Genomic DNA, 12,494 nt, shown 5'->3' on the forward strand with positions numbered 1-12,494 from the left:
CGAGATGAGTATTCCCACCTCCTTGAGAGGGTAAGGCTCCCAGTAGACGACTGGGTTGATAGGCCGGATATGGAAGCCCAGTAATGGGTGGAGTTGACCGGTACTAATAGGCCGAGGGCTTGTCCTCAGTTGCTCGCGTCCACTGTGTTAGTTCTGAAGTAACGAACTCCCGCTCCGGCTGGTTGTAGTTCGATATCTTCATAGTGTTTCGGTGGTCATAGCGTTAGGGAAACGCCCGGTTACATTCCGAACCCGGAAGCTAAGCCTTTCAGCGCCGATGGTACTGCAGGGGGGACCCTGTGGGAGAGTAGGACGCCGCCGAACAATTTTTGGGGAAAGCCCCGCACCTTCTGGTGCGGGGCTTTTCTGCGTTCCGGGTCCGTTGACGGAAATGAGTTGGCTGGCGGGACCTCGGGCGGCAGGATCGGGGGATGCGATACCTCATTCGTTCCCTGCGTGCCGACGAGTGGCGCGAAGCTCGCGAGATACGGCTGGCGGCCCTTCAGGACCCCGTCGCGCACCTTGCCTTCCTCGACACATACGAGAACGCCTCCGCCCAGCCTGACGCCTTCTGGCGCGAGCGGACGGCCGGGGCGGCCGAGGGCAGTGACAGCGTCCGCCAGTTCGTCGCCGAGACGCCCGACGGCGGCTGGGCCGGCACGGTGACCGTCCTCGTGGAGCGGGCCGGCGGGGACGTACGGTTCGGGGAGCCGGCGAAGACCGACCAGACGCACGTCGTCGGCGTGTACGTACGCCCGGAGGCGCGAGGCAGCGGGCTGGCCGAGGCGCTGATGCGCGCGGGCGTGGAGTGGTCCTGGTCGTTGGACGGGCCCCCGGTCGAACGCGTACGGCTCTACGTGCACGAGCGGAACACACGCGCTGCGGCGCTCTACCGGAAGGTGGGCTTCGTGCCGACGGGTGAGAGCGTGCCGATGGAGGGCGACAGCGACGGCGCGCTGGAGCTGGAGTACGAGATCAGGCGGCCGACCGGGGTCTAGGCGGGTTCGCCCGGCAGAGGCGAGGAGGCGTCTCCTGCGGCACCCACGGTCGGCCACGGGGTCCACGGGAGCGCCGTACGCCAGGCCTTCCCGCCGCGGGCCCAGTCCCGCACCACCTCGGCCACCGGTTCCAGGGCGAACACCTCGTGCCGCCGGGGGACATGGGCCTGGAAGTGCCGGTCGGCGCCGCCCTCGCGGTACTCGACTTGGTAGCTCAGGTCGTCGTTCAGGTAGACCTGCATGTAGTGCTGGCCCTCCGGCTCGCGGTCGAGTCGTTCGACGATGACGTGCCGCCAGGTCAGGTTCATGTCGGCCAGCAGATCGTGCAGCCGGTCCTCGGACGGGTCGTCCCAGGCCGTCCCGTCCGCTTCGATCGCGCGTACAACCGGTGTCGTCATGAGCGTGACTGTACTGCCAGGTCTCGGCATGGTGCCTAGGCGAGCGTGTGGTGCGGCCAGCGGGTGCAGCCCTGTTCGGGGGAGCGGAGCAGCGCGAGCGTGGGCATGCCCGTCTCCTGGCCGCTCGTCAGCAGCTCGGGCAGGTGGGGCAGCGGGGCCACCGCGGCGATGTCGTCGAGGACCAGGCTCATTGGTGGGTCGAGCCGACCGTCGGATGACCGTGCGGCCATGCGGCGGCCGTGCTCGACCACGTACGAGGCGAGCGCGGTGAGAAGGGGCATCGCGCCCGGGCGGGTGCGGGGGTCCTCGATGGATTCCCCCACCACATAAAGGGTGCCCCCTTCCTGGATAAATGATTCCAAGGTCAGCGAATCAGTTCGATGCGGTGTGCACGCCTCGCGGATGTGGACCGAGGAGAGGGAGGACAGCGCTCGGACCGCCAACTCCTGCGCGATCTCGCGGCGTTCCGGGTACGCGGTGAGGGCGGACTCCAGGAGGCCGGCGTGGCTGTTGGTGGCCTTGGGGTGGGTGCGCAGGATGCGTACGGGTTCGTGGGCGCCGTTGTTCTGCGCCCAGCGGTGCACCTGTTTGAACGGGCGCCCGTCGACGGCCGCCGCGTGCAGCCAGCAGCGCATGAGCGTTTCGGCGGTGTCCGCGACCGCCTCGTCCATCCGGGCCGGAGGGCGTACGGGCGCCAGGAGCGCGGCGGCACGGGCCGCGGCCGTATCGGTGTCCTCGCATCCCGAGGTGGGGGACCAGTGGAGGCGTGCCGGCGTGTCGCAGAGGTGGCCGGGGTCGTAGACGAGGACGGGGCCGAGCTTGGCGCGGGCGTCCTTGGTCTCCGCCCAGAGGGTGGGGTCGGAGGTGACGACGAGCGCGGCGCCGTCGGCGTCGTGGATGGCCTGGAGGGCGGTCGGGCGGCGGGTGTCGGGGCCGCCGTAGAAGACGCGGGGCGTGCGGGGCGTCGGGACCTTGGGCGCGGTGAGGACCGGGGCTGGGTCTGTGTCCGCACCCGTTGCCGGGGGGCTTGGCGGTGTACCCGCGGTGGCGGGTGCCGGTACAGGGGCGCTCGGAGTCTCGACGGGCGCGGGCACGGGCGCGGGTACGGGAGCGGATGCCGGCGCGGGTACGGGTACGGGTACGGAGACGGTCGGCGGGTGCCCCGCGTGGGCGCGGTCGGGCTCGTACCCGTGCCCGTACGCCTTGGGGTGCCGCCGGGAGGACCGCACCGCGCGCCAGCGGGCCAGCGTGCCGAGGACGAACACCGTGAGCACCACCAGCACCATCAGCTCGCCGATGAACAGGCCCCAGAACAGCCCGTACCCCGAGAGCTGCTCCGGCGGGGTGTCCGGCCACGCGCCCGGGAGGTGGTGGGGCTGGGACATGAGGGCGCGCATCGCCGACGGCGTACGGCCGAAGGTGACGGCGTCCGGCCAGGAGCCGTGGGCCAACAGGCCCGCCAGGCCGGTGGCCGTCCACACCAGGATCGACACGCCGAGCAGGAAGCCCAGCAGGCCCACCAGCAGACCGTCGGGGATGCCGCCCTCGGCACCCCGCTCGGCACTGCGCTCGCGCTCGCGCCGCATGTCACGCCACCGTCGACTGTGAGGACTCGTTCATCTGCCGCTCCATGAGCGCCGCGCGCTGCTCCGCCTCCCATTCCGCCGCCTGGATGTCGTCCGGTACGGAGGACTCCGTCATCGCGCGGTCCGTGTAGACCAGGGGGCGTTCGGCCTCCGTGATCAGGTGTTTGACCACCTGGACGTTGCCGTTGACGTCCCAGACCGCGATGCCGGGCGTGAGGGTCGGGATGATTTCCACCGCCCAGCGCGGAAGGCCCAGGACCCGGCCCGTCGCCCGCGCCTCGTCCGCCTTCTGGGCGTAGATCGTGCGCGTGGACGCCATCTTCAGGATCGCCGCGGCTTCGCGCGCGGCCGCTCCGTCCACGACGTCGGAGAGGTGGTGGACGACCGCCACGAAGGACAGGCCGAGGCGTCGGCCGAACTTCAGCAGCCGCTGGAACAGCTGGGCCACGAACGGGCTGTTGATGATGTGCCACGCCTCCTCCACCAGGAAGATGCGCTTCTTGCGGTCCGGCCGGATCCAGGTGTGCTCCAGCCACACGCCCACGATGGCCATCAGGATCGGCATCGCGATCGAGTTGCGGTCGATGTGGGAGAGGTCGAAGACGATCAGCGGCGCGTCGAGGTCGATGCCGACCGTCGTCGGGCCGTCGAACATGCCCCTCAGGTCACCGTCGACCAGCCGGTCCAGGACCAGGGCCACGTCCAGACCCCAGGCGCGTACGTCGTCTATGGCGACGTTCATCGCCGCCGCCGACTCGGGCTCCGGGTGGCGCAGCTGCTCCACGATGTCGGACAGCACCGGCTGGCGGTCGGTGATGGTCTCGTTGACGTACGCGTGCGCGACCTTGAGCGCGAAGCCGGAGCGCTCGTCCAGGCCGTGCCCCATCGCGACCTCGATGATCGTACGGAGCAGGGCGAGCTGGCCGGTGGTGGTGATCGACGGGTCGAGGGGGTTGAGGCGGATGCCGTCGTCGAGGGCGGCCATCGGGTCGAGCCGGATGGGGGTTATCCCCAGCTGCTGCGCGATCAGGTTCCATTCGCCGACGCCGTCCTCGCCCTGGGCGTCGAGGACCACGACCTGCCGGTCGCGGAAGCGGAGCTGGCGGAGCACGTACGTCTTCTCCAGCGCCGACTTGCCGTTGCCGGACTCGCCGAGCACCAGCCAGTGGGGGGCCGGGAGCTGCTGCCCGTACAGCTGGAAGGGGTCGTAGATGTACCCCTTGCCGCTGTAGACCTCGCGGCCGATGATCACGCCGGAGTCGCCGAGGCCGGGGGCGGCGGTCGGCAGGTAGACGGCCTGGGCCTGGCCCGTCGACGTACGGACGGGCAGGCGGGTCGTCTCGACCTTCCCGAAGAGGAAGGAGGTGAAGGCCTCGGTGAGGGCGGACAGCGGATCACGCATGAGGATCAGGGCCCCTATCGGCGGATGCCGGTCGCGAACGGCAAGGTGTTCACAAAGGCCCGGTGGTGTTCGCGGTCGCACCACTCCAACTTCAGATACGACTTGCCGGCCGAGGCCCTGATCGTCCGCTTGTCCCTGGCCAGGGCCTCGGGCGAACGAGACGACACAGTGATGTACCCGACAAGATTCACTCCTGCCGCGCCGCTGGCGAGATCTTCACCCCGCTGGTCGAGCCGGCCGTGTGCGGCGATGTCGCGCGGGTCGACGGTGCGGTTCATCTTGGCGGCGCGGCTGGCCTCCGCCTCGTCGTTCGTCTTCTCGGTCAGCATGCGTTCGATGGCGACCTCGGTCGGTTCGAGGTCCATGCAGACGGCGACGGTCCGGATCACGTCCGGGGTGTGGACGAGGAGCGGGGCGAGGAAGTTGACGCCGACGGGGGTCATCGGCCACTCCTTCACCCACGCGGTGGCGTGGCACCAGGGTGCGCGGGTGGACGACTCGCGGGTCTTGGCCTGGAGGTAGGTGGGCTCGACGGCGTCGAGCTCGGCGGGCCAGGCGTTCCGCTTCGTCATCGCCTGGATGTGGTCGATGGGGTGGTCCGGGTCGTACATGGAGTGCACGAGGGAGGCGAGGCGGGCCTGGCCGAGGGGCTGGCGGACGCGGATGTCGGCCTCGGCGAGCCGGGCACAGATGTCGGTGAGCTCGCGTGCCATGACGACGGCGAGGCCGGCGTCCTTGTCGAGCTTCCCGCCCCTTCCGCCCTTGGTGCCGGCGGTGTGCCGGGCGGCGCGGGCCATGGCGTGGGCCTCGGCGGCCAGTTCGCGGGTGTAGTGCATGCAGGCGACGAGGTACGCGCGGTGCTGCTCGCTGGAGGTGGAGACCATGGACTGGAGCTGGTCGTACGAGTCCTGGAGCCACGCGGGGCTCCTGGGGTCGCCGCGCTGGGCGACGTCCTTGGCGTGGGCGTCGGGGTCGGCGGGGAGGGTGCGGGCCAGCATCTGAAGGCGCGTCACGAAGCCGTCGCCGTTGGCGACGTGCTTGAGGAGGGTGCCGAAACGGTCCACCAGGGCTTCCTGGTCCTCGCTGTCGCGCAGGCCGACGCCCGGGCCCTCGATCTCGATGGCGGCGGTGACGGTGCGGCGGTCGGCGTGGAGGAGGACGGCGATCTCGTCGGGGCCGAAGGGGGCGGAGAGCCAGTTGATGCGGCCGATGCCGGGCGGCGGGCCGACCTCGACCTCGCGGCCGTCGATGCGGGTGCCGGCCTCCATGGCGGCGGAGCGGTAGGCGGTGCCCTGCCGGAGGGTGCGCTTGTAGCTGCGGTTGATCTCGAACCACTTGTAGAAGGTGCGGTGCTTGTACGGGACGTACACGGCGGCGAGGGCGAGCAGCGGAAAGCCCATGAGCAGCACGATCCGCAGGGAGAGGACCGGGACGAGGAGACCGCTCATCATGCCGAGGAACGCGCCGGCGATGATCAGGGCGATCTCGCCGGTCTCGCGGTTCTTGCCGATGATGGCGTTGGGCCGGGCCCTGCCGATGAGGTACGTGCGGCGGGGCGTGATCGCTGGGGACTGGGTCGTCAACGCCCTCCACCTCCTGTGCTTCCTGTGCCTGTGTTGGTGCCTGTGCTCTTGCGGTGGCTGTGCGGGGTGCCGGTGGTGGGACTGCTGCTACCGGGGCTGCGGGGCGGGGGTGCGGCGGAGGGGACAGTTCCGCCGCCGCCCGAGCCTCCTGCGCCGCCTCCGGCCGTCGGCGTACGGGAGCTGTGGGCGGACATGCCGCCGGTGACGGCGCCGGCGGGCTGGGGGGCGCCGGAGCCGCCGCCTGAGTCGTTGCGGGTGCTGTGGGTCTTGATGCCCTGCGAGACGAGGGCGGCGGGCGAGGAGATGACGGCGGCGGCCTTGTTCTCGGCGCTGTTCTGGATGCGGTTGTTGCGGGAGGCCGCGATCTCGTCGCCGAAGCCGGGGACGAAGCGGTAGATCATCGCGGAGGCGAAGATCGCGAGCAGGATGATGGCGAGGCCGGTGACGACCGCGGAGAACGCCTTCGGTCCGTCGTCGCCGGCGAGCGCCCCGGCGAGGCCGAGCACGATGATGATGACCGGCTTGACCAGGATCACCGCGATCATGATGCCGGCCCAGCGGCGTACGTGGCCCCAGAGGTTCTTGTCGACGAGACCGGCGTACACGACGACGCCGAGGAGGGCGCCGACGTACAGGAGTACGGCCCGGAGGAACAGCTCCAGGTAGAGCACGCCCGCGGCGAGGACGGTCACGAGCGACACGATGATCAGCATGATCGGCCCGCCGCCGATGCCGTCGCCCTTCTGGAGCGCCTCCTTGAAGCCGCCGAAGAACACGTCCGTCTGGCCGCCGGTACTCTGCGCGATCACCTCGGTGACGGCGTCGGTCGCGGAGACGACGGTGTAGAGGATCAGCGGCGTGAAGGCGGACGCGAGGACCGTCAGCCACAGGAACCCGATGGCCTCGGACATGGCGGTCGCGAGCGGTACGCCGCGGATGGCGCGCTTGGCGACGGCGAGGAGCCAGAGGAGGAGGGTGAGGACGGTGGCGGCGGCGAAGACGATGGCGTACTGGGCGAGGAAGGTGCCGTTGGTGAAGTCGACCTCGGCGGTGGACTTCACCGCCTTCGACAGCGCGTCGATGATCTCCACGGCGGCGTCGGCGCAGCCGCGGGAGAGGGAGGCGAGGGGGTCGAGGGCGGCGGTGGGGTCGGTGGGGGTGGAGCGGGCGCCGGGGGCGGGGCCGCTGCCCGATTCGCAGTAGTCGCGAGCGGGCCCCACGATGAGGTCGCAGTCGTCCTTGTTGGACGGTGACGGGGACGGAGAGGGCGTCGGGGCGGCCGAAGCACGAGAAGCCAGCAGAAACATGGCCGCGGGTACGGTGGCCAAGGTGGAAGCACGCAGGGCTGCGCGCAGGCTACCGGGCATACGTGAACCCTCCGAATTCCGCGACGGCCTTGGCGATCTCGTCAGCGTCCGAGGCCGTGCGGTCGGCGGACACGGGAGCCGGGCCCTCCTTCTGGGAGAAGCTCTCCACCTTCCAGTCCCCGCCGGACCACCGCAGCTTCAGCGTCATGGTGAACCAGTCGTTCGTTACCGGGTTGGTGGAGCCGACGCCGGCGGTGCCGAACACGCCGGTGCACCACACGTCCACGGTCGCCGTGTCGGAAGTCAGCTCGGCCACCTTGGTGCCCACCGGTGCCGTACGGGAGACGTACGTCATGCCCGGTGCGGCGTTGCCGTTGGCGTCGAGCCCGACCTTGTCGAGGAAGCCCTTGTTGTAGGCCTTGTCGAAGTCCACCTCCAACGCGCTCACCCTGTCGGGTACGAAGAGCTGTCGCACGATCTCGCGACGGCGGTCGGGCTTCAGGATTTCCGCTGAGACGAGCGCCACCGCGTAGTTCGCCGCCGCGCTCTGCGCCCCCTGCTCGTCGTGTGCGTACCCCGTCGGGATCGTGCCGTCCTTGCCCGTCACCGGGCGGACGCCCGTCGCCGACGTGGGGGCCGCGGCCCCCGGGTCCTTGGCGGTGTCGTCCGAGGTGCCGCCGTCGGTGCCGCTTCGGTTCGCGAAGGCGATGGCGGCGATCAGCAGCACCACCACACCCACCACCGTGATCAGCGAGCGCGAGTTGCGCGCCGGGCGGCGGGCGCCGCCGTAGACGTCGCCGGTGCCGCCGTCGGGCAGGCGGGTGCGGGTCTGGCCGCCGTCGTTCTCGTCGCCGAGGCTCATGACGGGTACGCCCCCTCAACCTTTCGCTGTTCGGTGTGGTGACTTGACATCAGGTGACGCAACCTCAGGGAGCCGGGGACCGCGGGGGCCGCTGGCGGGAGGGTCTAGACGGCCATCCCGTACACGATGGTGAAGAGCGTGCCCAGCGAGCCGATGATGAAGACCCCGGTCAGGCCGGCCACGATGAGGCCCTTGCCCTGTTCGGCGCTGAACGTGTCCCGGAGGGCGGTCGCGCCGATGCGCTGCTTCGCCGCTCCCCAGATCGCGATGCCCAGGCACAGCAGGATGGCCACGGCCATCACGACCTCGATCATTACGCGGGCCTCGTTACCAAGGCTCCCGAAAGGCCCCCAGTTCGGGGCGATTCCGCCGATGATGGTGGTGATGTCGCCTTTTTCAGCCGCCAGGTACATGTAACTCACCGCCCCTGTTGGGTAATTCGACGCCCCTGCCACTCGGCACGGGTCACCGCACTATCTTCGCTGATGAAACCGCCCGCGTATGCCGACTTGGCTGGTCTCTTTACCCGATCCCCGCACGTTTGACCGGTCCGACCGTCGTGACCTGCGTCGGGTGGTGGACCGGGTGTGCGCGCGTACGCGTACGGTCACTCTGTGTATCACGGGGGGTGACTCCGGGCAATGACTGTCGTTGTCCCACCTTGGGCCTGTATGCGCGGTCCGCCGCGTCGCCGCGCCGCCGCGTCAGCGGTACGCGGCGACCAGGCGGGCCAGGTGACGCCCCGCCAGTAGGAGGGGTTCTTCGTCGCGGTTCACCTGGGCGGTGACTTCCGCGCCCTCCAGGGTGTTGATGACCGTCATCGCCAGTTCGCGGGCGTCGGTGGCCGGGAGGCCGGAGCGCAGGAGCTTGTCGGCGACCATGTCCTGCCAGGCGCGCAGGGCGCTGGCGCAGGCGCGCTGGATTTCGGAGTCCGCGTCGCCGAGCGTCTCCAGGGCGGTGGCCGTGACGGGGCAGCCGTCGACCCAGCCGGACTCGCGCAGCGCCTCGGCGAGGAGGCGGGCGCAGGCGTCCACGGCGGCGGCCGGGTCGTCGTGGCCGGCCAGGGCCTCGCGGAGGATGGCCGCGAACTCCTCGCCGCTGTGGGTGATCGCGGTGACGGCCACGGCCTCCTTGCCGCCGGGGAAGAAGTGGTAGACGGAGCCGAGGGTGGCCTGCGCCTCCTTGGCGATCTGCTTGATGCCGGTGCCGACGTACCCCTGGCGCTGGATGAGGCGCGCGGCGGCGACGACGATCCGGTCGCGGGTGCTGGCGGGGGACGTGGCGGTCTGCATGAGGCGATCCTACCGAGCAAATTGAGTAGAGCGTTCGTTCTAGAGCTGTGCTACGGTCGCGTCAGCGCTCTAGATAGAGCGTTCGTTCTAGCCCGTGCAAGCGAGTGGAGAGGTGTTTCCCATGAACGCGAACAAGACCCCCGCCCCCGCCCCCGTCACCGTCATCGGCCTCGGCCCCATGGGCCAGGCCATGGCCGGCGCCCTCCTCGACCGCGGCCACCGCGTCACCGTCTGGAACCGCACCGCCTCCCGCGCCGACGCCCTCGTCGCCCGCGGTGCGCACCTCGCGTCCTCCGTCGACGACGCGCTCGCCGCGGCCGGGCTCGTGGTGGTGAGCCTGACCGACTACGACGCCCTGTACGCCGTACTGGGCGACGCCGACCCCGCCGCCCTCGCCGGCCGCGTCCTGGTCAACCTCACCTCCGACACCCCGGACAAGGCGCGCGCCGCGGCCGCCTGGGCCGCCGAGCGCGGGGCCACGCAGCTCACCGGTGGCGTGCTCACGCCGCCCTCCGGCATCGGCAGCCCCGACTCCACCACCCTCTACAGCGGTCCGCGCGAGGTGTTCGAGGCGCACCGGGCCACGCTGGAGGTGCTGACCGGCACCGCCGATCACCGGGGCGAGGACCCGGGCCTGGCGGCGCTGCTCTACCAGCTCAACATGACTATGTTCTGGACGGCCCTCACCGGCTACTGGCAGACCCTCGCCATGGCCGACGCCCACGGCCTGAAGGCCGCCGACATCCTGACCCTGGCCGTCGACGCCTTGAATCTGAAGCAGTTCGTGGAGTTCTACGCGCCCCGCGTCGACGCCGGCGACCACCGCGGCGACGTCGACCGGCTGGCCATGGGTGTCGCCAGCGCCGAGCACGTCCTCCACACCGCCCTGGACGCGGGCGTCGACGGCGCCCTCCCGGCGGCCGTCCTCGACGTCTTCCGGCGCGGCGTGGCCGCCGGGCACGGCGCCGACAGCGCCTCCAGCCTCGTGGAGGTGCTCAAGAAGCCCGGCGCGTAAGGCGATTGCGGTCTACGTTGAGGGCGTGACCGACATCGAAGTGAGGATCGACACCGGCAGGCCGCACACCGCCCGCATCTGGAACTACTGGCTCGGCGGCAAGGACAACTATCCCGTCGACCGCGAAGCCGGCGACCGGATCCGCGAGCTCCACCCCGGCATCGGGGCGTACGCCCGCGCGGACCGGCTCTTCCTGGGGCGGGCGGTGCGCCACCTGGCGGCGGAGGCGGGCATCCGCCAGTTTCTGGACGTCGGCACGGGCCTGCCGACCGCCGACAACACCCACGAGGTCGCGCAGCGCGTCGCACCGGACGCGCGGGTCGTGTACGTCGACAACGACCCGCTGGTCCTCGCCCACGCCCGCGCGCTCCTCTCCGGTACGCCGGAGGGGCGCACGGACTACGTGGACGCCGACCTGCGGGACACGGACGCCGTCCTGGCGGCCGCGGCCAGAACCCTGGACCTCGACCGGCCCGTCGCGCTCATGCTGCTGGGCGTCGTCATGTTCGTCGAGGACGACGCCGAGTCGTACGCCGTCGTCCGGCGCCTCCTGGACGCGCTGGCGCCCGGCAGCCACCTGGTGCTGTCCCACACCGTGCGCCACCCCGCGATGCCGGACGTCGACGCCGCCGTCGCCTTCTGGAACGAGCACGGCACCCCGAAGCTCACCCAGCGCACCCCCGAGGCCATCACGCGCTACTTCGACGGCCTGGAGCTCCTGGCCCCGGGCGTCGTCTCCTGCTCCCGGTGGCGTGCCGAGGAACAAGCACCGGAGGAGGTCGCGATGTACGCGGGCGTCGGCCGCAAGCCCGCAAGCGTCACGAGCTGAGGCTTGGCCTGCAGGCTGGGCGTTTCGGTCAGTGGCTGCGGTGCGTGGGGCGCCGTCATGCCGAGTCGCCGCACTCCTCAGGGCCCGGAGCAGTTCGCAGAAGGAATCCGCCGTGGTGGAGAGGAGAGAGCATTCGGGTCTGCGCTTCCGAGGGCGATGGCGCCTTGCGCCGTTGCGGTGAACGTGTATGCACGTGTCGCTCTCGGCTGGTGCCCTTCTTGGGCCTGCACCTGGAATCACACCGTCCAGCGGACGGCAGAGCCACCGGGCATCGACCGACTCACCTTTGCGATCGGCGACCTTCATGGCAACGGTCTCGCCATCCTGGGCGGGCTGCATGGGCGGGGTCTGGGAAGCTGCTCTGGGTGGAGTGCGCCAATAGGCCGTGATGACTGCGTAACGCCGACGCATCTCATCCCTTTCGGTGTCCCCGCAGACGCATCAACTCAGATGCTGATGGCAACTTCGAGTCCCTTTGCTCTTGTTCGAGGCCAAGCCGAGTGGTATGTCACAGCGGACTATTTCAGGCCCTCCTTCGATGTGCTCTTGCTCATTCGGGGCTCCCGCCTTCTAACGTGATCACGACGGGGGCGTGGCAGAACACGGGGAGGGTGCCCAGATGTACTCGGAGTCGTGGCAGCGATTGATCGACTTAGCCGAGCAGGGCGACGGTGGCGGTACGGCGGGGGCACGGATGTCGTTGACTCGGCCGATGGTTTCGGTGGAGGGGCCGGAGGGGCCGGCGACCTGAAGCACAGCGACGGTCCCTGGATGACGGCGGCAGGGGTGGCCGGCGCGCTGCAAACGAGTATGGCGACGGCCCGGGGCAAGCACCAAGCTTCCGACACAGGACGAGGCACGAGCGACGCTGATGGGTGCCGCTGGCGGAGCGGCCGCCGGCGCATCCATCGGATTGGTAGGCGGTCCCGTCGGGGCCGGGGCCATCATCGGCGGCGGCTTGGGGGCTGCAAACGCCTACATCATGCAGGAAGCGGCGAGCGACAACAGTCAGATTTACTACGGCACCGATCCGGCGCATGAGGACTTCGGTGCGCGACGGATCAAGGTAGCGGACGGGCCGCCACCCGATTATCCCGATATCCCCGCGCACTCCAGCTATTTCGATCCGGAGCTGGATCCAGGGGCCGCCCGGAACATTGCCTTGATTGTTGCAGGGCAAGGTCACAAGACCACAACTCAAGAGCACCGATGAAAACATTCC

Annotated in this window: 12 protein-coding genes and 2 rRNA genes; 6 read left to right on the forward strand and 8 right to left on the reverse strand. The window is 70.1% G+C overall.

What is annotated here, in order from left to right; genetic code table 11:
- The 3 genes from AB0A69_RS08365 to AB0A69_RS08375 form a co-directional block, all read left to right on the forward strand.
- Positions 1-127 (forward strand): 23S ribosomal RNA (locus tag AB0A69_RS08365); the annotation flags it as partial.
- Between the two features lie 80 nt (positions 128-207).
- Positions 208-324 (forward strand): 5S ribosomal RNA (gene rrf, locus AB0A69_RS08370).
- A 107-nt stretch (positions 325-431) separates the two neighbouring features.
- Positions 432-998, forward strand: a complete 567-nt coding sequence (locus AB0A69_RS08375; RefSeq protein ID WP_361416897.1) for a GNAT family N-acetyltransferase — start codon at positions 432-434, stop codon at positions 996-998.
- Here AB0A69_RS08375 and AB0A69_RS08380 read toward each other — a convergent pair.
- From AB0A69_RS08380 to AB0A69_RS08415, 8 genes are all read right to left on the reverse strand, one after another.
- Entirely contained in the window at positions 995-1,396 is a 402-nt protein-coding gene (locus tag AB0A69_RS08380) for a hypothetical protein (RefSeq protein ID WP_361416900.1), read from the reverse strand. The two genes, AB0A69_RS08375 and AB0A69_RS08380, sit on opposite strands and share 4 nt — an antisense overlap.
- A 35-nt stretch (positions 1,397-1,431) precedes the next feature.
- A complete protein-coding gene (locus tag AB0A69_RS08385; RefSeq protein WP_361416903.1) occupies positions 1,432-2,982 on the reverse strand; it encodes a type VI secretion protein in 1,551 nt (516 codons plus the stop codon).
- Between the two features lies 1 nt (position 2,983).
- A complete protein-coding gene (locus AB0A69_RS08390) occupies positions 2,984-4,384 on the reverse strand; it encodes an ATP-binding protein (protein WP_361416905.1) in 1,401 nt (466 codons plus the stop codon).
- 14 nt (positions 4,385-4,398) lie between these two features.
- Positions 4,399-5,967, reverse strand: coding sequence for an SCO6880 family protein (locus AB0A69_RS08395; protein WP_361416908.1), 1,569 nt, complete (start codon positions 5,965-5,967; stop codon positions 4,399-4,401).
- Entirely contained in the window at positions 5,964-7,334 is a 1,371-nt protein-coding gene (locus tag AB0A69_RS08400) for a hypothetical protein (RefSeq protein WP_361416910.1), read from the reverse strand. Before AB0A69_RS08400 ends, AB0A69_RS08395 begins: the two co-directional genes overlap by 4 nt.
- Positions 7,324-8,136, reverse strand: a complete 813-nt coding sequence (locus tag AB0A69_RS08405; RefSeq protein ID WP_361416912.1) for a hypothetical protein — start codon at positions 8,134-8,136, stop codon at positions 7,324-7,326. The genes AB0A69_RS08400 and AB0A69_RS08405 overlap by 11 nt, the downstream gene beginning before the upstream one ends.
- A gap of 104 nt (positions 8,137-8,240) precedes the next feature.
- Positions 8,241-8,549, reverse strand: a complete 309-nt coding sequence (locus AB0A69_RS08410; RefSeq protein WP_017945892.1) for a hypothetical protein — start codon at positions 8,547-8,549, stop codon at positions 8,241-8,243.
- A 291-nt stretch (positions 8,550-8,840) separates the two neighbouring features.
- Positions 8,841-9,428, reverse strand: a complete 588-nt coding sequence (locus tag AB0A69_RS08415; protein ID WP_361416915.1) for a TetR/AcrR family transcriptional regulator — start codon at positions 9,426-9,428, stop codon at positions 8,841-8,843.
- Between the two features lie 121 nt (positions 9,429-9,549).
- Here AB0A69_RS08415 and AB0A69_RS08420 point away from each other — a divergent pair, with 121 nt between their 5' ends.
- The 3 genes from AB0A69_RS08420 to AB0A69_RS08430 all read left to right on the forward strand — a co-directional run bounded on the left by AB0A69_RS08420 (position 9,550) and on the right by AB0A69_RS08430 (position 12,485).
- The gene (locus AB0A69_RS08420) at positions 9,550-10,443 is read left to right on the forward strand and encodes an NAD(P)-binding domain-containing protein (protein ID WP_361416918.1); all 894 of its coding nucleotides are present in this window, start codon (positions 9,550-9,552) and stop codon (positions 10,441-10,443) included.
- A gap of 25 nt (positions 10,444-10,468) precedes the next feature.
- Positions 10,469-11,272 carry an SAM-dependent methyltransferase gene (locus AB0A69_RS08425; protein ID WP_361416921.1) on the forward strand — a complete coding sequence of 268 codons (804 nt, stop codon included), beginning with the start codon at positions 10,469-10,471 and terminating at the stop codon, positions 11,270-11,272.
- Positions 11,273-12,143: 871 nt separating this feature from the next.
- The gene (locus AB0A69_RS08430) at positions 12,144-12,485 is read left to right on the forward strand and encodes a hypothetical protein (protein ID WP_361416924.1); all 342 of its coding nucleotides are present in this window, start codon (positions 12,144-12,146) and stop codon (positions 12,483-12,485) included.
- Positions 12,486-12,494 lie beyond the last annotated feature (9 nt).

It is taken from the genome of Streptomyces sp. NPDC045431, from assembly GCF_040646655.1.
GTDB lineage: Bacteria > Actinomycetota > Actinomycetes > Streptomycetales > Streptomycetaceae > Streptomyces.

Excerpts from the sequence above, each read along its gene's own strand:
- AB0A69_RS08390 (WP_361416905.1), bottom strand. The coding sequence starts at position 4,384 with ATGCGTGATCCGCTGTCCGCCCTCACCGAGGCCTTCACCTCCTTCCTC.
- AB0A69_RS08400 (WP_361416910.1), bottom strand. The coding sequence starts at position 7,334 with ATGCCCGGTAGCCTGCGCGCAGCCCTGCGTGCTTCCACCTTGGCCACC.
- AB0A69_RS08420 (WP_361416918.1), top strand. The coding sequence starts at position 9,550 with ATGAACGCGAACAAGACCCCCGCCCCCGCCCCCGTCACCGTCATCGGC.
- AB0A69_RS08380 (WP_361416900.1), bottom strand. The coding sequence starts at position 1,396 with ATGACGACACCGGTTGTACGCGCGATCGAAGCGGACGGGACGGCCTGG.
- AB0A69_RS08415 (WP_361416915.1), bottom strand. The coding sequence starts at position 9,428 with ATGCAGACCGCCACGTCCCCCGCCAGCACCCGCGACCGGATCGTCGTC.
- AB0A69_RS08375 (WP_361416897.1), top strand. The coding sequence starts at position 432 with ATGCGATACCTCATTCGTTCCCTGCGTGCCGACGAGTGGCGCGAAGCT.
- AB0A69_RS08430 (WP_361416924.1), top strand. The coding sequence starts at position 12,144 with ATGGGTGCCGCTGGCGGAGCGGCCGCCGGCGCATCCATCGGATTGGTA.
- AB0A69_RS08385 (WP_361416903.1), bottom strand. The coding sequence starts at position 2,982 with ATGCGGCGCGAGCGCGAGCGCAGTGCCGAGCGGGGTGCCGAGGGCGGC.
- AB0A69_RS08410 (WP_017945892.1), bottom strand. The coding sequence starts at position 8,549 with ATGTACCTGGCGGCTGAAAAAGGCGACATCACCACCATCATCGGCGGA.
- AB0A69_RS08405 (WP_361416912.1), bottom strand. The coding sequence starts at position 8,136 with ATGAGCCTCGGCGACGAGAACGACGGCGGCCAGACCCGCACCCGCCTG.